This is a genomic window from Bradyrhizobium sp. LeoB3, from assembly GCF_055456055.1.
On the sequence record NZ_JBVBEF010000012.1, the window covers coordinates 12,365 to 29,501 of the forward strand.

Genomic DNA, 17,137 nt, shown 5'->3' on the forward strand with positions numbered 1-17,137 from the left:
CCCGCGAAGGCGGGGCATCCAGTATCCGGCGGCCTCTCGGCTCAAGCACTGCCGTCTCTGGAATACTGGATCGTCCGGTCAAGCCGGACGATGACAGCGGAGAGTTGTTTGACATTTGAATCGGAACTCGCCTGCTTCATTGCGAGCAAAGCGCATTCCAACCTATCGCCTCACCCTGAGGAGACGCGCAGCGGTCGTCTCGAAGGGCGAGGTCACTGTCGGGGCCTCATCCTTCGAGACGCGCGTTCCGCGCTCCTCAGAGTCAGACTCTCAGGATGAGGGTCCAGCAAAATCGAACGCTACGCCACCGCGCGGATGATCTTGCCGACCTTGTCGACGATCTCGCCGATCTGGTCCTCGCTGACGATCAAGGGCGGCGTCAGGCACAGCGAGTCGCCGGCGATCCGCAGCATCAGGTCGTTGTCGTGGAAGGCGCTGTTGAGTGCGGCGAAGCCGCGCTTGCCGGGGCCATCCGCGATCGGGGCGAGATCGATGCCGGCGGTGAGGCCGACGGTGCGGATATCGACCACGTTCGGCTGGTCGCGCAGCGACATCACGGCGTCGGCGAATTTCGGCTCGAGCTTGCTTGCGCGTTCGAACAGCTTCTCCTCGCGATAGATGTCGAGCGTCGCAAGGCCGGCGGCACAGGCCAGCGGATGGGCCGAATAGGTGTAGCCATGGGTCAGCTCGACCACATGCTCAGGGCCATTCATGAAGGCGTCGTGGATGGCGCCGCGCACGATCACGCCGCCCATTGGAGCCGCGCCATTGGTGATGCCCTTGGCGAAGGTGATCATGTCGGGCGTCACGCCATAGCGCTCCGCAGCGAAGGCAAAGCCGAGCCGGCCATAGCCGGTGATGACCTCGTCGAAGATCAGGAGAATGCCATGTTTCTCGGTGATCTCGCGCAGCCGCTTCAGATAATCCTTCGGCGCCGGCAGCACGCCGGTCGAGCCGGCCATCGGCTCGACGATCACGGCGGCAATCGTGTTGGCGCCGTGCAGGTTGACGAGGCGCTCCAGCTCATCGGCGAAATGCACGCCATAGTCCGGCTCGCCCTTGGTGAAGGCCTGCTTCTCGCGGTCATAGGTCGCCGGCAGATGATCGACGCCGGTGAGCAGCGAGCCGAACAGCTTGCGGTTGCCGACGATGCCGCCGACGGAGGTGCCGCCGAAGCCGACGCCGTGATAGCCGCGTTCGCGGCCGATCAGGCGGATGCGGCTGCCCTGGCCGCTGATCTGGTGATAGGCCAGCGCGATCTTCAGCGCGGTGTCCGCCGCTTCCGAGCCCGAATTGCAGAAGAACACGTTGTCGAGTCCTTCGGGCGCCAGGTCGGCGATGCGGCTGGCAAGCTCGAAGGCTTGCGGGATGCCGAACTGGAACGGTGGCGCGTAGTCCATCGCCGCCGCCTGCTTGGCGATCGCTTCGGCAATCTGGGTGCGGCCATGGCCGGCATTGCAGCACCACATGCCGGCGGCTGCGTCGATGATCTGGCGGCCGTCGACGGTGAAATAGTGCATGTCCTTGGAGCCGGCGAGCAGCCGTGGTTGCTTCTTGAAGGCGCGGTTGGCGGTGAACGGCATCCAATGCGCGGCGAGGTCGTTGGGAACGTTGACGGCGGCGGGGCGGGGGCTCTTGTCCAGCATGGGGGCCTCGTTGATGGCGGTGAGCTGATTTGCCTTGAAAGTATCAGCTTCGCTGGGCGAGGTGAACGGCGCGAGCTGCGATATTTCAGCCGCGTTGCACTGCGTCACGCGGCGTCATCGCGCGAAGCGGACACTCGTTGCGAAGAAAAGCGTCAAACCGACGAGAGATCGGATGCACTGATCCAGAACACTTCGCCTTCGGAATCCTCGGTATCGAGCCAGAGCAGCGGCAATTGCGGATAGGCGGCTTCCAGGACCTCGCGCCCGCGGCCGATCTCGCAGAGCAGCCCACCTTCCGGAGTCAGATGCTGCGGCGCCTCGTCGAGGATGCGCCTGACGATGTCGAGCCCGTCGGCGCCGCCGTCGAAGGCAAGTTTCGGCTCGGCTCGGCATTCGCGCGGCAGCGAGGCCATGCCGAGCGCATCGACATAGGGCGGATTGGAGATGATGAGATCGTAACGCCTGCCCACGAGCGGTTTGAACAGGTCGCCCTGGTGCAGCGTCAGCCGATCCTCGAGTCCATAATCCCGGACGTTGCGCGCGGCGACCGCCAGCGCGTCCTTGGAGATATCGACGGCGTCGATATCGGCATTCGGGAAGCTTTGGCTGGCGAGGATCGCAAGGCATCCGGAGCCGGTGCAGAGGTCGAGCACGGTCACGACGGACGAGGGATCGTCGATCAGCGAGCCGCCTTCCTCGTCGCCGCCGAAATGCGAATCCAGCAGTTCGCCGATGAAGGAGCGCGGCACGATGGTGCGCTCGTCGACATAGAAGGGCAGGCCGCGCATGTAGATCTTGTTGACGAGATAGGCGGCCGGCTTCCGCGTCGCGATGCGGCGCTCGATCAGATCGAGGATCCGCTTACCCTCATGCGCAGTGACGCGTGCGCCGGCGAACTGGTCGAACTGATCGGGATGCAGGTGCAGGGTTTCGCAGACCAGGAAAGCGGCCTCCGCCACCGGATCGGTGGTGCCGTGCGCGAACACGAGCTTTGACTCGGTGAAGCGGCTCACCGCATAGCGGACGAAATCGAGCAGCGTCTTGAGCTCGCCCGCGGCAACCTTGGGGGACTTCGCTGCAGATCGGCCACCCTTGGCGGCCGGCGTGGTACGTTTGGCCATCAGGACTTGGTCCAGCGCGCGGCTGCCGCGTCATCATGGTCGCGCGCCTCGATCCAGCTCGATCCCCGCGCGCTTTCCTCGCGCTTCCAGAACGGCGCGCTGGTTTTCAGGTAGTCCATCAGGAATTCGGCGGCCTGGAACGCGGCCTGCCGGTGCTGCGATGCCGTCACCACCAGCACGATGTTCTCGCCCGGCGTGATGCGGCCGACGCGGTGAATGACGGTAAGACCGGACAGTGGCCAGCGCGACATCGCCTCCTCGGCATGGCGCCTGATCTCGGCTTCCGCCATGCCGGGATAATGCTCCAGCGTCAGCGCCGCGATCGGCTCGCCGTTCTCGCTGCCGCGGCAGATGCCACTGAAGCTGACAACGGCGCCGATATCGGTGCGGCCCTTGCCGAGCGCGGCAATCTCCTGCGCGATGTCGAAATCGGCGTCCTGGATGCGGATGGTCGCAATCGCGGTCATGCTGTGGCTCAGCCGCCTGTCATCGGCGGAAAGAACGCGATCTCGCGCGCGCCCGATATCGCGGCGTCCTGCTGGACATGGGCGTGGTCGATCGCGGCGCGGATCACCTTCGGCTTCTCGAAGGCATAGGCGGAGGCCTCGTCGCGCCCGGCAAGCCAATCGATCAGCTCGCCAATGGTGCGGATATCGGCCGGCGGCTCGATGGTCTCCTCGGCCCTGCCGATGCGCTCGCGGACCCAAGCGAAATATTTCACCTTCATCCTTCATCCTCCTTGATGAGATGATGGATGCCGGCGCGGAAATAATCGTAGCCGGTGTAGATCGTGACGATCGCGGAGATCCACAGCAGCGCCAGCCCGATCAGCGTCACTACCGGGACTACCTGATCGCCGGCCTCGCCCGCCAGCAGGAAGCCGATCGCGACGAGCTGCACCGTGGTCTTCCATTTGGCGAGCTTGGTCACGGGAACGCTGACGCGCAGGCCGGCGAGGTATTCGCGCAGGCCCGACACCAGGATCTCGCGGCAGAGGATCACGATCGCCGCCCACAGCGTCCAGCCGTGGATGATGCCGTCCGCAGCCAGCATCAGCAGGCAGGAGGCAACCAGGAGCTTGTCGGCGATCGGATCCAGCATCCGGCCGAACGCCGACTGCTGGTTCCAGATCCGGGCATAATAGCCGTCGAGGTAATCGGTGATCCCGGCGGCAATAAAGATCGCGACCGCCACCCAGCGCAGCCATAGCGGGCCGTCCATGATCGCCTGCACATAGATGCAGCCGACCACCACCGGGATGGCGGCGATGCGGGCGTAGGTCAGGATATTCGGGAGGGACAGGGTCTTGGGCTGTCCCCTTGTGGTCGCCATGTTCATCCGTCTTACCAATACCGCTGAAGCGTCGAGGTCAACCGTGGGCGCATAAGATGGTCCGCTGCAGGCGACGCCTTGATGACTCCATCTCTCTAGCCCCCCGGCTGGGAGTGGAAAAACTCGAAGATCTTCCGCGCACTCTCGGCGCTGACACCGGGAACCTTGCCAAGGTCGGCGATCGAGGCGCGCTCGATCTCCTTCAGCGTTCCGAAATGATGCAGCAGCGCGCGCTTGCGCGAGGGGCCGATACCGGGAATTTCCTGTAAGCCGGCCTCACGGATGTCCTTCTTGCGCAGCTTGCGGTGCGAGCCGATCACGAACCGGTGCGCCTCGTCGCGCAGCCGCTGGATGAAATACAGCACGGGATCGCGCGGCTCCAGCTTGATGGCCTCGCGATCGGGCATGAACAGCGTTTCGCGGCCGGCGTCGCGGTCCGGCCCCTTGGCCACCGCCATCAGCGATACCTGGGTCAGCCCGAGCTGGTCGAAAATCTCCTTCACCGCGTTCAACTGCCCACGGCCGCCGTCGATGATGACGAGGTCCGGCCATTGCGGGAAGGAATCGTCGTCAGCCTTGACCTTGGCCTCCTCGCCCTCGGCGGGCTTCAGCAGCCGCTTGAAGCGCCGTTCCAGCACCTCGCGCATCATCGCGTAGTCGTCGCCAGGCGTCAGCCCTTCCGACTTGATGTTGAACTTGCGGTACTGGTTCTTCATGAACCCGTCGGGACCCGCCACGATCATGGCGCCGACCGCGTTGGTGCCCTGGATGTGGCTGTTGTCGTAGACCTCGATGCGCTTCGGCGCCTGGGGCAGGCCGAGCGTCGTGGCCATGCCTTCGAGCAGCCGGCCTTGGGTCGCGGTGTCCGCGAGCTTGCGGCCGAGCGCCTCGCGGGCATTGGTCAGCGCATGGGTGACCAGCTCTTTCTTCTCGCCGCGCTTGGGAACTGAAACCTCCACCTTGCGACCCGCCTTGACCGACAGCGCGTCGGCGAGCAGCTCGGCGTCCTCGACCTCGTGCGAGAGCAAAATGAGCTTCGGCGGCGGCTTGTCGTCGTAGAACTGCGCGAGGAAGGAGGAGAGCACCTCCTCCGGCGTGAACGATTTTTCCGCGCGCGGGAAATAGGCGCGGTTGCCCCAATTCTGGCCGGTGCGAAAGAAAAATACCTCGACGCAGGAATAGCCGCCCTCCTGATGGATGGCGAACACGTCGGCTTCCTCCACCGTGCGCGGGTTGATGCCCTGCTGCGACTGGATCGCCGACAGCGCGGCGAGGCGATCGCGGTAGAGCGCGGCGGTCTCGAATTCGAGCTCGGCGGAAGCCTTCTCCATTTCACCGGCAAGCTCCTGCTTCACCGCATGGCTGCGGCCCGACAGAAACTCGGTCGCCTCGCGCACCAATTCGCCATAGCCGGGGAAATCGATCTCGCCGGTGCAGGGACCGGAGCAGCGGCGGATCTGGTAGAGCAGGCAGGGGCGGGTGCGGCTCTCGAAGAAGCCGTCGGTGCAGGAGCGGATCAGGAACGCGCGCTGCAGCGCCGTGATGGTGCGGTTGACGGCGCCGGCGGAGGCGAACGGGCCGAAATAGCGCCCGGGCCGCGTCTGCGCGCCGCGATGCTTGAGGATCTGCGGCGCCCAATGGTCGCCCGTGATCAGGATGTAGGGAAACGATTTGTCGTCGCGTAGCTGCACGTTGAAGCGCGGCCGGAGCTGCTTGATGAGGTTGGCCTCCAGCAGCAGCGCCTCGGTCTCGGTGGTGGTCGAGACGATCTCGACATTCACCGTCGCCGCGATCATGCGCAGGATGCGCGCCGGCAGCGGCGCGTTGGGCCGGGCATAGGACGAAAGCCGTTTGCGGACGTTCTTCGCTTTGCCGACATACAGCACGTCGTTGGCCGCGTTGAGCATGCGGTAGACGCCCGGCGAGGTCGGGGCGAGCCGCACTGCATTCTCGATCGCTGCATGGCCGACCGCGAGCGTACCTTCGGCGACGGCCTCCGCCGGTTCCTCGGGAACCTCGGGCAGCCGCGCGTCCTCGTCCTCCTCCGCGGCCGACGTCGCCGGATCGACGTCGCCGGTGACGAGCGCGAGGTCCTGCGGCGGCAAGTCTGGGTTTCCGCCGTGGCGCACTCCCTTGGGCACGGACGCCTTCGAATGGTCGGTAGAATCGTGATCCATGGGCCTAAACTAGGCGCTGCCGGCCGCCATCGCCAGCATCGGGCTCCGAGTGGAAAGCCTTGCGCCGGTAACGCTTCATTAAGATTGATGAGGGGGCGGTAACCGCCCTTAACAAGGCTTTAACTTAAAACTTTCGATAAATCTTCCCGAAAAAACAGTGAATTCCGTAACCACGCCGGCCTTCGCAACCGGCGGGTCGCGGCTGTTGCGTTCTGGAGTGGTTGCGATGAAGCGGTTTGTCGTCTTGCGCCTGCTGGCGCTGTTGGTCGGGGGATGGACGACGTCGTCAGCAGCGGCCGATTATCGCGGGCCCTATACCGTCAACCAGCCGCTCAACGCCATGAGCTGGGCAGGGCCCTATCTCGGCGGCAATTTCGGCTATGCCTGGGGTGGCGTAAATAACAACCCGACCAAGCCGTCGGGTTTCGCGGGCGGCGCGCAGATCGGCTACAACTGGACCAACGGCCCGTGGGTGTTCGGCGCCGAAGGCGACATCCAGGCCACCGGCGCGGAAGAAACCTTTGCGCCGTGGAAGTTCTCGAATCCCTGGTTCGGCACCATCCGCGGCCGCGGCGGCTACGCATTCCAGAACGTGCTCTTCTACGCCACCGCCGGCCTGGCGTTCGGCGAACTGCGGGCCGAGACTTTCGGCCTGTCGGAGTCCCAGACCAATGTCGGCTGGACCGCCGGCCTTGGCGCCGAGATGGCCTTTGCACCGAACTGGAGCGCCAAGCTCGAATATCTCTATGTCGATCTCGCCAGCAGCAACTTCATCATCACCGGCGCGTCGAACGGCTACCATTTCGGCGTCATCCGTGCCGGCGTGAACTATCACTTCTAGAGTTTTCGGTTCTGATTGAATCAGAACCGAAGCTCTAGATTCTAGTTTTGACGCGTTTTCTTCACGCGAACCGGTGTCCACTTCGCTCGAAAACGCTCTAACCAATCACTTCGAAGAATAAGAAAACGATCTACGACAACCTTCCGGCCGTCGCAGGCGGCCGGAATTTTTTTATGCCGAGCTGACGCGCGAGATCGCGCACATGCCTGTGCGCGCGGGGCGCCGCCCGGCAAATCGTTACCCGAGACTTCAGTCCGCTTCAGCGTGAGCGCAAGGGCTCACGATGAAATCACCAGATTGACCGCCTTGGGGCCTTTGCCCTTCTTGTCTGGTTCGACGTCGAACGTAATACGCTGTCCTTCGGTCAAATCCTTTAGTCCTGCGCGTTCGACTGCGGTGATGTGAACGAACACATCGCGGCCGCCGTCGTCAGGCTTGATGAAGCCGTAGCCGCGCTCTCCATTGAAGAATTTGACTGTCCCAGTCATGGCCATCGGGAAACTCCTCCCCCGCATTGCACCGCCGCTACGCGCAACTCACGTAGCGGGTGACCGGACATTCGCTGCCGGAAGCTTGGCCACCTCAGCGGACCTGTGTCACGCCACCGACCCGCCTGGATTTTTCTTCGGCCTCGTCACTCCGCCGCAACCATTCGCGGAAGCGGAACGTAAAGCCAGTCCTAACGTGACAAGCATAATACGGTTCCGGGCAAGTTGCCTATGGTCGAGTGGGAGTTTTCAGCAACGGTGTTGGTTAAGGTTTGGGCGTCTCCAGCCTGAATCGGCCGGCGCCGCCTTGGCCCAAGGGCTTTTCCAGCTCGGGCAGGATCATTCTGAGTTCGCCGGCAAGCGTCCAGGGCGGATTGACGATCAAGAGCCCGGTCGAGACCAGTCCGCTCTCGGCTTCGCGAGGCGCGACGCTGAATTCGAGTCGCAGGCATTTGCCAGCCGGCTTGCTGTTGCCTGTCTCGAAAGCGACATACCGTGCGAGATCGTCGGTCACGCGACGGCTTTTCACCGGGTACCACAGCAGATAGCTGCCGGTCGGCCATTTGGCGAACGCCTCCGAAAAGCCTTGCGCCAGCCGCTCGAACTCGTCCTTGGCTTCAAAGGGCGGGTCGATCAGGACCAGGCCGCGCCTTTCTTTCGGCGGGACGAAGGCCGGCAGCGCGGTCCAGCCATCAAGGTCGACCACCCGCGCCTGGGCGTCGCGGCGCAGCGCGTCGATCAGGCGTTTGCGCGCCTCCGGCTCGAGCTCGCAAGCGGTGAGGCGATCCTGAGGCCGGAGCAGCGCCCGTGCGATCAAGGGCGAGCCCGGGTAGGCCTTCAGTTCGCCCGGCGGGCTGAAGGCTCTCACAATGTCGAGATAAGGCAGTACCAGCGGCAGCGCTTCGTTCGAGAATCGCGCCTGCATCACGCGCGCGATTCCGGTCAGCCATTCGCCGCCGCGCCGTGCCTCGTCGGAGGTGAGATCATAGAGGCCGGCGCCGGCATGGGTGTCGATGAGGCGGAGCGCCGCCGGCTTTTCCTGCAGATAGAGCAGGATTCGCACCAGCACGATGTGCTTGATGACGTCGGCAAAGCCGCCGGCGTGAAAGGCGTGACGGTAGTTCATGAGCTATCTGCTGGTCTGTACACCGCACTTCTACTCGTCATGGCCGGGCTTGTCCCGGCCATCCACCCGGTCGCCGCTGTCAAGAGGGGCCTGGATGCCTGGGGCAAGCCCGGCCATGACGATGGAGAGACTGTCTAACCGCCCCGGATCGGCGGCATCACCACCTGGTCTCGGCGGCAGGCGCGGCGATCGGTTTCCTCGCAGGCACGGAACTGCATGTCCTTGCTCATGCAGATCCTGACCTCGCTGAGTCGCTTGCTGTCGCAGGTGACCGAGATTGCCGAGCTGCTGAGGCCCGGATTGGCCTTGATGAAGGCTTCCTCGATTTCGCCGGGTGCGACCGTCTTCGGCTCCGACAATTGCAGGAATTCCTCAGGGATCTTCACCGCGGCGCGGGCCTTGCGGATGCTCTCGAAATAGGCGCGTGCGGGGAGGCCCGAGCAGGTGCCGTGCTTGTCCCATTCATTGTAGATCAGCCCGGGCGCCGGCATCAGGTCCAGCATCGAGCTCATGACATTGCGGGCAAGGCGTGGCGCGGGCCGCTGGCAATATTCCGGAAAGCCGCGCTCATATTGCGGCCAGAGCCCATGCACCACGAAGGAGTAGGGGCGTCCGCCGCATTGGACCTGCGCCCGCCTGCCATCGCCGCGCTCGGAGGCGGCTTCGCAGAACGACGGCGACCAGGACAGCGCAAGCACGTAGAAATCGAACTCGCCCGGCGCGTTTTGTCGGCGGTCCTGGGCGCTGACCGGGCCAATCGCGGCAAAAAAGGCAAGGACGGAAATCAGCAGGCGGGCAACCAAGGCCAATCGAAACATCAAGCACCCCTCACACTCGACCGCGGGCGAGCCTAGCAGGGAGATGGAACATTTCAAGAACAAAGTGTGATGCGACGCATTGCTTGAGAACAAGCGTCGCCACACCAGCCCTAAGGATCAGGGCCGGGCCGACTTGCAGGCGGGATTATAGGCCCAGTTGCGGTCCAGTCCGACCACGCACCATTCGACGCCCTGGCCGATGCTGGCAAATCCGCCATCCTCGATGATCGAGAAATGCACGGTGCGTACCTTGCCGTCGCTCAACACCGCGTCGCCCGAACAGTAGCGGCGCGGGATATTGTCGGACTGCCAGGGACGGAAAGCAGTCTCATGGATGCGCGAATAGCCGGTGATCACCAGCGGCGAATTCCAGAACTGGCTCTCTTTTTCCTGGAACTGAGACGCGATGGTCTGCAGCGCTGCCTCGCAGGGGGCCACCCGTCCTTCGTACTTCGGTCCGGACAGCCAGAAATTCAGCTCGAGCGGATTGGCGGCGTGGGCGGTCTGGGCGGACGCCAACAGGCCAACCAGCAGGCCGAATGCGGCGCGGAGGCCAGTTTTGGTCGAGGAACGAACAGAGTTGCGCATGAGAATCCGCCGGACATCCAATGCGCCGGACGGTGCCGCGAAGGCCGGGCGAGGTCAAGTGCAACGCGGCAACACTGGCGGAGAACTCCGCAAATCTCCGGCCCACGATTCTTTTCACGGTCGCCCGCGCACTTTATGGTGCCGCCCAAGGATTTGAGGAGAGTCTGCAGATGCGAAAAATTCTGGCCGCTGGCATGGTTGCCGCAGGCGCAATGCTGGCCGTTGCACCGGCCCAGGCCGACTGGGTGCCCCCGTTCAAGGGCAACGATACCGGCGGCATCATTGCCTATTCGCTGGCCCAGCAGGCGGACGCCCGCCAGCTCGCGGTCGATCACTGCGCTTCCTACGGCAAGGTGGTGAAATTCCTCGCGGTGCAGCCCTATGAGGGTGGCTACGTCTCCTTCTCCTGCCGCTGGGTGCCTTGGGGCGCCGCCGAGCGGCCGCTGCGCACGCTTTATTGATCGGCACCGGTACCGGCATCGCCGCATGACGCGATATTTCGTTCTGCTCGGATCGGCCATCGGCCTGGCTGCGCTGCTGCCCGGGGCGGCCGGCGCCGTCGATCTGCCGGTCCGCAAGGCGGGCCTGTGGGAGATGAAGATCGCGCGCACGGGCTCGACCACGCCCGAAATGACGATGCAGCATTGCACCGACGAGACCACCGACAAGGACATGAGCACGGCAGTCTCGCCGATGGCGAAGGATATCTGCTCCAAGCAGGATATCCAGAAGACCGCGACCGGCTATGTCAGCGATTCCGTGTGCGGCGTCGCCGGCGTCACGGTGACCTCGCATGCCGAGATCACCGGCGACTTCAACTCCGCCTACACGGTCAAGACAACCTCGCACGCCGATCGCGGCTCGACCGGTGCGGCGCACGATACCACCGGCACGATCGAAGCTAAATGGCTCGGCCCCTGCAAGGCGGACCAGAAGCCCGGTGACATCATCATGGCCGGCGGCATGAAGATGAACATCAAGGACATGGAAAAGCTGAAGGGCATGATTCCCAAGCTGCCGAAGTAAGTTCTTTTCGTAGCCGCATGCGCTTCAAGCGTCCGAGCTAGCTCAGCCTTGTGATGCCAATTGTCGTGCCCTCTCCCCTTGTGGGAGAGGGCTGCTTAGCTACTCGCAGCGGGCTCGCTTGGGTGAGGGGTTCTCTCCACGAACACCACAGCCCGTGGAAAGAACCCCTCATCCGGCGCTTCGCGCCACCTTCTCCCACAAGGGGAGAAGGGAAGAATTGTTACACCGGCACTCTCACCGTCGCGCGGAGGCCGCCCATCGGGCTGTCGCCAAGCATGATGTCGCCGCCATGCGAGCGGGCGATGTCGCGGGCGATGGCCAGTCCGAGGCCGGTGCCGCCCTCGTCCTGATTGCGGGCGTCGTCGAGCCGCAGGAACGGCTTGAACACCTCCTCGCGCATATCAGCCGGAATGCCCGGGCCGTCGTCATCGACGGTGACCGTGAGATAGCGGTGGTCGCGGTGGCCGGTGATCGAGATCGCGTTGGCGTGCCGCGCCGCATTGGAGACGAGATTGCCGAGGCAGCGCTTGAACGAGGCCGGCTTCACCGTCACGACAGGCAATCCGTGGAAGGCGACGGTCGCGGTATGGCCGTGGCGTTCGGCGTCGTTGCGCAATTCCTCCAGCGCCATCGTCATGTCGGTCGGCTGTGCGACCTCGCCGGAGTCGCCGCGGGCGAAGGCGAGATAGTCCTCCAGCATCATCGACATCTCGTCGACGTCCTTGCGCATGGCGTCGATCTCGGGGCCTTCACCGAGCAGCGCGAGCTCCAGCTTGAAGCGGGTCAGGATGGTACGCAGATCGTGCGAGACGCCGGCGAGCATCGCGGTGCGCTGCTCGATCGTGCGCTCTATGCGCGCCTTCATCTCCAGGAAGGCGTGCGCCGCACGCCGCACCTCGCGCGCGCCGCGCGGCCGGAAATTCGGTGCCTCCCGGCCCTTGCCGAAGCTTTCGGCGGCGTCCGCCAAACGCAGGATCGGCTTGATCTGGTTGCGCAGGAACAGCACCGCGACGATCAAAAGGATCGTGGAGGTGCCGAGCATCCAGAAGATGAAGATTTCCGAATTCGATGCGTAGGCGGCGCTGCGCAGCGCGAAGATGCGCATGATCGCGTCGTCGAGTTGCACGCGGATCTCGACCAGGTTGGACCTGCCGACGGTGTCGATCCAGAACGGACGGCCGATCTGGCGGCCGAGCTGCACCGACAGCGACTGGTCGAGCAGCGAAAAGAACGGCTTTGGCCCGGGTGGCGGCATATCGCCGGGAGGCAGGAAATCGACCACGAGCTGGAGCCGCTGAGCGATCCGGCGCACCTGCGCGCGGTCCTTGTCCTGCGGATAGGTCTTGTAGACGTCGATGAGGGCGGCGATGTCCTGCACCACAGCGGTGGAGAGGCGGCGCGTCACCGTGTTCCAGTGCCGTTCCATGAACACGAAGGCCACCACGGTCTGCAGCACCACCATCGGCACGATCATGATCAGCAGGGCGCGGGCATAGAGGCCGGTCGGCATCCAGCTCTTGAACGCGTTTCCCATCCGGCCATTGGCTCTGGAGACGCGCTGCGAGGCGTTGCGGATCAGGCTCAGGCCCGTGTCGATCGTGCTCATGGCGGATAAGGGCTTAAGGCGAGGCCACCAGGCGATAGCCGATGCCGCGCACCGCCTGCAGGAACAAGGGATTGGCGGGATCGCGCTCGATCTTGCGCCGCAGGCGGTTGATCTGCACGTCGACGGCGCGCTCGTTGACGGTGCCGCCGCCGGTCAGCGCGCCGCGCGGCACGGTTTCGCCGGGGCTCGCGGCGAGGATGCGCAGCATGTCCCGCTCGCGGTCGGTCAGATGGATGATCTCCTCGCCCTGGCGCAATTCGCCGCGGTCCAGATGGAAGACGTAGGGGCCGAAGGCGATCTGCTCCAGCGTCTGCGCCGGCGGCGGCGCGGTGCGCTTGAGGATGTTGCCGATCCGCAGCACCAGTTCGCGCGGCTCGAACGGCTTTGCCACATAGTCGTCGGCGCCGATCTGCAGGCCCTCGATGCGGGCTTCCGCCTCGTGGCGCGCGGTGAGCATGATGATCGGCACCGACGAGGATGAGCGGATGAAGCGCGCGAGATCGAAGCCGTTCTCGCCGGGCATCATCACATCAAGGATCAGCAGGTCGAAATTGAGCCCGAGCAGTTTGGCACGCGCGTCGCTGGCGCTCATGGCGGTCGTGACGCGGTAGCCTTCGCCGCAGAGGAAGCGCGAGAGAAGATCGCGGATGCGGCGGTCGTCATCGACCAGCAGCAGGTGCGGCGCGTCGTCGGCCGGTTTCATCGGCATGCGTGCCGTCGCCGCGGCGATGGTTGCTCCCTGCGTCACGTTCACTCCCTCGTCTTCTTGGCCGCGCCGCCGAAGATCGTCTCCAGCACCTTGTCGGGGTCGTCGCGGTCGATCATCGCACGGAGGAACGCCCGTACGGTCTCGACGCCGCCCGGATCGAGGCCGGCGACCGCACGGTTGATGCGGTCGGTCTGCAGTCCCGCCAGCTTGGCCACCAGCGCTTCGCCCTTGGCGGTGGCGTAAAGCAGCCGCTGCCGCCGGTCATTGCTGCCGGTCTTCTGCAGGATGTAGCCTTCGTCGAGCAATTGCTTCAGCACGCGGCCGAGCGATTGCTTGGTGATGCGCAGGACGTCGAGAAGGTCGGCGACCTTGAGCCCGGGATAGCGCGTGACGAAGTGCATCACCCGGTGGTGGGCGCGGCCGAAGCCGAACGCCTCCAGCTCCTGATCGGCATCGCCGACGAAGTCGCGATAGGCGAAGAACAGGAGCTCGATGATGTCCCAGCGCAAATCGCCCGTCCGCGGCCCGGGGGCGGATACGTCCGTTCCCGGAGAATCGGGCTGCGCTGCTGCCGTTGAGAAATTTATGTCAGCCATATTGACGTATCTTGGGTTCAATGTTACAAAACTGCCAGTCACGACGAAATTTTAAATCGTTTCGTCCCTGGCAAAGTTTAGATCGGCCACGAGCAGACCAGTGATGGAGGCTTGGGCCGCAAATTGGGACTACCGTGTGATTGTCGAGCGGCATTTCGACAAAACATACTGGACTTCAGCATCCGGCAAAAGCATGTCCTTTCGGACATGAGGGCCATGGAAACCGGCCGTAAGGCTGGCGGTGAAGTCCAGGCCGACCAAGCCAGTTAGGCCCGGCGAGACCGGCGCCAGCAATCGCGCGGATTCCGACAGCGGGAAGCAAGGGTATGAGTTTGAAATTCGAAATCCAGCCTGCGGCGAATGCGACCTCCGACAAGGAGCGCGCGGCAAGGCTCGTGGACCCGGGCTTCGGCCGGATTTTCACCGATCACATGGCTATCGTTCGCTACAATCAGGCGAAGGGCTGGCATGGCGCGCGCGTCGAATCCCGCGCGAATTTCCCGCTCGATCCGGCCGCCGCCGTCATGCATTACGCGCAGGAGATTTTCGAAGGCCTCAAGGCCTACAAGCGCGACGATGGCGGGGTGAACCTGTTCCGCCCCGACGCCAATGCCCGCCGCTTCTGGAATTCGGCTGAGCGCATGGCCATGGCGCCGCTGCCCGAGCCCGTGTTCATCGAAGCGGTTGAACAGCTCGTGCGCATCGACCGAGCCTGGATTCCAGGCGGCGAGGGTAGTCTCTATCTGCGGCCCTTCATGATCGCGAGCGAGGTCTTCCTCGGCGTGAAGCCATCAGCGGAGTACATTTTCGCCGTCATCGCCTCGCCGGTCGGCTCCTATTTCAAGGGCGGACCCGCGCCGGTGTCGATCTGGGTGTCGGAGCACTACACGCGCGCTGCGATCGGCGGCACCGGTGCCGTCAAGTGCGGCGGCAATTACGCCGCGAGCCTGCGGGCGCAGGCCGAGGCCATCGAGCACGGCTGCGATCAGGTGGTTTTCCTCGATGCGGTCGAGCGCCGCTATATCGAGGAACTCGGCGGCATGAACGTTTTCTTCGTGTTCGACGACGGTTCGCTGCTGACGCCGCCGCTCGGCACGATCCTGCCGGGCATCACCAGGGATTCGATCATCGCGCTCGCGAAGGATGCCGGTACGCCCGTGCGCGAGGAGACCTACACGATCGACCAGTGGCGCGCGGATGCCGCCAGCGGAAAGCTGAAAGAGGCCTTCGCCTGCGGCACGGCCGCCGTCATCTCGCCGATCGGCAAGGTGTGTTCCACGAAGGGTGAGTTTCTCATCAATGGCGGTGCGGCCGGCCCTGTCGCCATGGGGCTGCGCAAGCAACTGGTCGACATCCAGTATGGTCGCGCGGCCGATCCGCACAACTGGATCAGAAAGGTGCTGTGACCGGCGGCGGAATTATTCCGCCGCTTCGGCGTGACGGTTGCCGCATTCTCCATCCGCTGGTAAACGCGCGCCCATGGCCGACAAACCCAAAAAACCGCAGAAGCTGAAGGCGCGCTTGCCGCGCGGACTGGAAGATCGCGGCCCGACCGCGATCGCCGCGACGCGCCGCATGACCGAGACCATCCGCGAAGTGTTCGAGCGCTACGGGTTCGAGCCGGTGGAAACGCCGGCGATGGAATATACCGACGCGCTCGGAAAATTCCTGCCGGATCAGGATCGCCCCAACGAGGGCGTGTTCTCGTTCCAGGACGACGACGAGCAGTGGATCTCGCTGCGCTACGACCTGACCGCGCCGCTTGCCCGCTACGTCGCCGAGAATTTCGATCACCTGCCGAAGCCGTATCGCAGCTACCGCGCCGGCTACGTCTTCCGCAACGAGAAGCCGGGCCCCGGCCGCTTCCGGCAGTTCATGCAGTTCGATGCCGATACGGTAGGCTCGGGCTCGCCGGCCGCGGATGCCGAAATGTGCATGATGGCGGCGGATACGATGGAGGCGCTGGGCGTTCCGCGTGGCAGCTATGTGGTGAAGGTGAACAACCGCAAGGTGCTTGATGGAGTGCTGGAAGCAATTGGCCTCGGCGGCGAAGACAATGCGGGCCGACGGCTCACGGTGCTGCGCGCGATCGACAAACTCGACAAGTTTTCTGCCGACGAAGTGCGCAAGTTGCTCGGTCCCGGACGCTGGGATGGCGGTGAGGAAGGCAAGGGCGACTTCACGAAAGGCGCCGACCTCAACTCGGCGGATGCCCATGTTGTCCTGAGCGTCACGGAAAAACGCGAAGATTGGAAAGAATCGATTGCAGCGGCGGACATCTATTTGGCCAAAAGTGAGATCGGCCAAGCTGGCGTCAGTGAACTCGAAGAGATCGCCAAGTTAGTCACGGCATCTGGCTACGGATCGGATCGCATCCGCATCGATCCCTCCGTCGTGCGCGGCCTCGAATATTACACGGGTCCCGTTTACGAAGTAGAACTGCTCCTCGAAACGAAGGACGAGAAAGGCCGTCCTGTTCGCTTTGGCTCCGTCGGCGGCGGCGGTCGTTACGATGGCCTCGTCTCGCGCTTCCGTGGCGAACCCGTGCCGGCGACGGGATTTTCCATTGGCGTGTCGCGGCTGCAGGCGGCGCTGACGCTGCTTGGCAAGCTCGACACGCGGCCGCAATTCGGGCCTGTCGTGGTGACGGTGTTCGATCGCGAGCGGGTCGCGGATTATCAAAAGATGGTCGCGCAGTTGCGTAGCGCCGACATCCGCGCCGAGCTCTATCTTGGCAATCCCAAGAATATGGGCAACCAGCTCAAATATGCCGACCGCCGCAATTCGCCTTGCGTCATCATCCAGGGCTCCGATGAAAAGGCGCGTGGCGAGGTGCAGATCAAGGACCTCATCGAAGGCGCCAAGGCCGCCGCGGCGATCGCTTCGAACCAGGAATGGCGCGAGACCCGGCCGGCGCAGTTCTCCTGCGCGGAAGCTGACCTCGTCGCGAAGGTCCGCGAAGTGCTGGCGCGGCATGACGTGAGGTGGGGATAGGTGAATTCGTCATACGCGGGCTTGACCCGCGTATCCATCTTCAAAATGATGGATTGCCGGGTCAAGCCC

General features: G+C 64.1%; 18 protein-coding genes. 5 read left to right on the top strand and 13 right to left on the bottom strand.

The window, feature by feature from the left end; translation table 11 throughout:
- Positions 1–299 precede the first annotated feature (299 nt).
- From aptA to uvrC, 6 genes are all read right to left on the bottom strand, one after another.
- Positions 300–1,646, bottom strand: coding sequence for an omega-aminotransferase AptA (aptA, locus tag ACZXDY_RS11470; protein WP_464345624.1), 1,347 nt, complete (start codon positions 1,644–1,646; stop codon positions 300–302).
- Between the two features lie 152 nt (positions 1,647–1,798).
- Positions 1,799–2,767, bottom strand: a complete 969-nt coding sequence (prmB, locus tag ACZXDY_RS11475) for a 50S ribosomal protein L3 N(5)-glutamine methyltransferase (protein ID WP_464345562.1) — start codon at positions 2,765–2,767, stop codon at positions 1,799–1,801.
- On the bottom strand, positions 2,767–3,234 hold the full coding sequence (locus tag ACZXDY_RS11480; RefSeq protein ID WP_130229535.1) for a molybdenum cofactor biosynthesis protein MoaE: 468 nt from the start codon (positions 3,232–3,234) through the stop codon (positions 2,767–2,769). The genes prmB and ACZXDY_RS11480 overlap by 1 nt, the downstream gene beginning before the upstream one ends.
- A gap of 8 nt (positions 3,235–3,242) precedes the next feature.
- Positions 3,243–3,494 (bottom strand): molybdopterin converting factor subunit 1, encoded by a 252-nt coding sequence (gene moaD, locus ACZXDY_RS11485; protein WP_028163917.1) that lies wholly within the window; start codon positions 3,492–3,494, stop codon positions 3,243–3,245.
- Positions 3,491–4,105 carry a CDP-diacylglycerol--glycerol-3-phosphate 3-phosphatidyltransferase gene (gene pgsA / locus ACZXDY_RS11490; RefSeq protein ID WP_028163916.1) on the bottom strand — a complete coding sequence of 205 codons (615 nt, stop codon included), beginning with the start codon at positions 4,103–4,105 and terminating at the stop codon, positions 3,491–3,493. Before pgsA ends, moaD begins: the two co-directional genes overlap by 4 nt.
- A gap of 89 nt (positions 4,106–4,194) precedes the next feature.
- Positions 4,195–6,276: an excinuclease ABC subunit UvrC gene (uvrC, locus tag ACZXDY_RS11495; RefSeq protein ID WP_464345563.1), complete on the bottom strand. Its 2,082-nt coding sequence runs from the start codon at positions 6,274–6,276 to the stop codon at positions 4,195–4,197.
- A gap of 226 nt (positions 6,277–6,502) precedes the next feature.
- Between uvrC and ACZXDY_RS11500 the strand changes: the two genes are divergently transcribed.
- Positions 6,503–7,117 (top strand): outer membrane protein, encoded by a 615-nt coding sequence (locus ACZXDY_RS11500; protein WP_028163914.1) that lies wholly within the window; start codon positions 6,503–6,505, stop codon positions 7,115–7,117.
- Between the two features lie 278 nt (positions 7,118–7,395).
- On the opposite strand, the gene ACZXDY_RS11505 is transcribed toward ACZXDY_RS11500, so the two are convergent.
- The 4 genes from ACZXDY_RS11505 to ACZXDY_RS11520 form a co-directional block, all read right to left on the bottom strand.
- Positions 7,396–7,611, bottom strand: a complete 216-nt coding sequence (locus ACZXDY_RS11505; protein ID WP_027581161.1) for a cold-shock protein — start codon at positions 7,609–7,611, stop codon at positions 7,396–7,398.
- Between the two features lie 259 nt (positions 7,612–7,870).
- Complete coding sequence (locus ACZXDY_RS11510) at positions 7,871–8,731, bottom strand: 23S rRNA (adenine(2030)-N(6))-methyltransferase RlmJ (protein WP_464345564.1); 861 nt, start codon at positions 8,729–8,731, stop codon at positions 7,871–7,873.
- Between the two features lie 134 nt (positions 8,732–8,865).
- Positions 8,866–9,549, bottom strand: a complete 684-nt coding sequence (locus ACZXDY_RS11515; protein WP_464345565.1) for a ribonuclease T2 family protein — start codon at positions 9,547–9,549, stop codon at positions 8,866–8,868.
- A 117-nt stretch (positions 9,550–9,666) separates the two neighbouring features.
- A complete protein-coding gene (locus tag ACZXDY_RS11520) occupies positions 9,667–10,137 on the bottom strand; it encodes a hypothetical protein (RefSeq protein ID WP_464345566.1) in 471 nt (156 codons plus the stop codon).
- Positions 10,138–10,307: 170 nt separating this feature from the next.
- Here ACZXDY_RS11520 and ACZXDY_RS11525 point away from each other — a divergent pair, with 170 nt between their 5' ends.
- On the top strand, positions 10,308–10,598 hold the full coding sequence (locus ACZXDY_RS11525; RefSeq protein WP_028163910.1) for a hypothetical protein: 291 nt from the start codon (positions 10,308–10,310) through the stop codon (positions 10,596–10,598).
- 25 nt (positions 10,599–10,623) lie between these two features.
- Positions 10,624–11,163, top strand: coding sequence for a DUF3617 domain-containing protein (locus ACZXDY_RS11530; protein ID WP_456645915.1), 540 nt, complete (start codon positions 10,624–10,626; stop codon positions 11,161–11,163).
- A 220-nt stretch (positions 11,164–11,383) separates the two neighbouring features.
- Here the strand turns inward: ACZXDY_RS11530 and ACZXDY_RS11535 are convergent, their stop codons facing one another.
- From ACZXDY_RS11535 to ACZXDY_RS11545, 3 genes are read right to left on the bottom strand one after another with little or no spacing between them, the layout of a single operon-like run.
- Positions 11,384–12,769: an ATP-binding protein gene (locus ACZXDY_RS11535; RefSeq protein ID WP_028163908.1), complete on the bottom strand. Its 1,386-nt coding sequence runs from the start codon at positions 12,767–12,769 to the stop codon at positions 11,384–11,386.
- A 13-nt stretch (positions 12,770–12,782) separates the two neighbouring features.
- Positions 12,783–13,478, bottom strand: a complete 696-nt coding sequence (locus ACZXDY_RS11540) for a response regulator (protein ID WP_035690117.1) — start codon at positions 13,476–13,478, stop codon at positions 12,783–12,785.
- Positions 13,479–13,519: 41 nt separating this feature from the next.
- Positions 13,520–14,074, bottom strand: a complete 555-nt coding sequence (locus ACZXDY_RS11545) for a MarR family winged helix-turn-helix transcriptional regulator (protein ID WP_028163906.1) — start codon at positions 14,072–14,074, stop codon at positions 13,520–13,522.
- 326 nt (positions 14,075–14,400) lie between these two features.
- Here ACZXDY_RS11545 and ACZXDY_RS11550 point away from each other — a divergent pair, with 326 nt between their 5' ends.
- Both ACZXDY_RS11550 and hisS read left to right on the top strand, forming a co-directional pair.
- A complete protein-coding gene (locus ACZXDY_RS11550) occupies positions 14,401–15,480 on the top strand; it encodes a branched-chain amino acid aminotransferase (RefSeq protein ID WP_464345567.1) in 1,080 nt (359 codons plus the stop codon).
- Positions 15,481–15,553: 73 nt separating this feature from the next.
- A complete protein-coding gene (gene hisS / locus ACZXDY_RS11555) occupies positions 15,554–17,068 on the top strand; it encodes a histidine--tRNA ligase (protein WP_464345568.1) in 1,515 nt (504 codons plus the stop codon).
- Positions 17,069–17,137: the final 69 nt, after the last annotated feature.

What these genes read in the sequence shown, in the direction of transcription:
- hisS (WP_464345568.1), top strand. Translation starts at nt 15,554, where the DNA reads ATGGCCGACAAACCCAAAAAACCGCAGAAGCTGAAGGCGCGCTTGCCG.
- ACZXDY_RS11520 (WP_464345566.1), bottom strand. Translation starts at nt 10,137, where the DNA reads ATGCGCAACTCTGTTCGTTCCTCGACCAAAACTGGCCTCCGCGCCGCA.
- ACZXDY_RS11480 (WP_130229535.1), bottom strand. Translation starts at nt 3,234, where the DNA reads ATGACCGCGATTGCGACCATCCGCATCCAGGACGCCGATTTCGACATC.
- ACZXDY_RS11545 (WP_028163906.1), bottom strand. Translation starts at nt 14,074, where the DNA reads ATGGCTGACATAAATTTCTCAACGGCAGCAGCGCAGCCCGATTCTCCG.
- uvrC (WP_464345563.1), bottom strand. Translation starts at nt 6,276, where the DNA reads ATGGATCACGATTCTACCGACCATTCGAAGGCGTCCGTGCCCAAGGGA.
- ACZXDY_RS11515 (WP_464345565.1), bottom strand. Translation starts at nt 9,549, where the DNA reads ATGTTTCGATTGGCCTTGGTTGCCCGCCTGCTGATTTCCGTCCTTGCC.
- ACZXDY_RS11505 (WP_027581161.1), bottom strand. Translation starts at nt 7,611, where the DNA reads ATGGCCATGACTGGGACAGTCAAATTCTTCAATGGAGAGCGCGGCTAC.
- aptA (WP_464345624.1), bottom strand. Translation starts at nt 1,646, where the DNA reads ATGCTGGACAAGAGCCCCCGCCCCGCCGCCGTCAACGTTCCCAACGAC.
- prmB (WP_464345562.1), bottom strand. Translation starts at nt 2,767, where the DNA reads ATGGCCAAACGTACCACGCCGGCCGCCAAGGGTGGCCGATCTGCAGCG.
- ACZXDY_RS11510 (WP_464345564.1), bottom strand. Translation starts at nt 8,731, where the DNA reads ATGAACTACCGTCACGCCTTTCACGCCGGCGGCTTTGCCGACGTCATC.
- ACZXDY_RS11525 (WP_028163910.1), top strand. Translation starts at nt 10,308, where the DNA reads ATGCGAAAAATTCTGGCCGCTGGCATGGTTGCCGCAGGCGCAATGCTG.
- ACZXDY_RS11535 (WP_028163908.1), bottom strand. Translation starts at nt 12,769, where the DNA reads ATGAGCACGATCGACACGGGCCTGAGCCTGATCCGCAACGCCTCGCAG.
- ACZXDY_RS11530 (WP_456645915.1), top strand. Translation starts at nt 10,624, where the DNA reads ATGACGCGATATTTCGTTCTGCTCGGATCGGCCATCGGCCTGGCTGCG.
- ACZXDY_RS11550 (WP_464345567.1), top strand. Translation starts at nt 14,401, where the DNA reads ATGAGTTTGAAATTCGAAATCCAGCCTGCGGCGAATGCGACCTCCGAC.
- pgsA (WP_028163916.1), bottom strand. Translation starts at nt 4,105, where the DNA reads ATGAACATGGCGACCACAAGGGGACAGCCCAAGACCCTGTCCCTCCCG.
- moaD (WP_028163917.1), bottom strand. Translation starts at nt 3,494, where the DNA reads ATGAAGGTGAAATATTTCGCTTGGGTCCGCGAGCGCATCGGCAGGGCC.
- ACZXDY_RS11540 (WP_035690117.1), bottom strand. Translation starts at nt 13,478, where the DNA reads ATGCCGATGAAACCGGCCGACGACGCGCCGCACCTGCTGCTGGTCGAT.
- ACZXDY_RS11500 (WP_028163914.1), top strand. Translation starts at nt 6,503, where the DNA reads ATGAAGCGGTTTGTCGTCTTGCGCCTGCTGGCGCTGTTGGTCGGGGGA.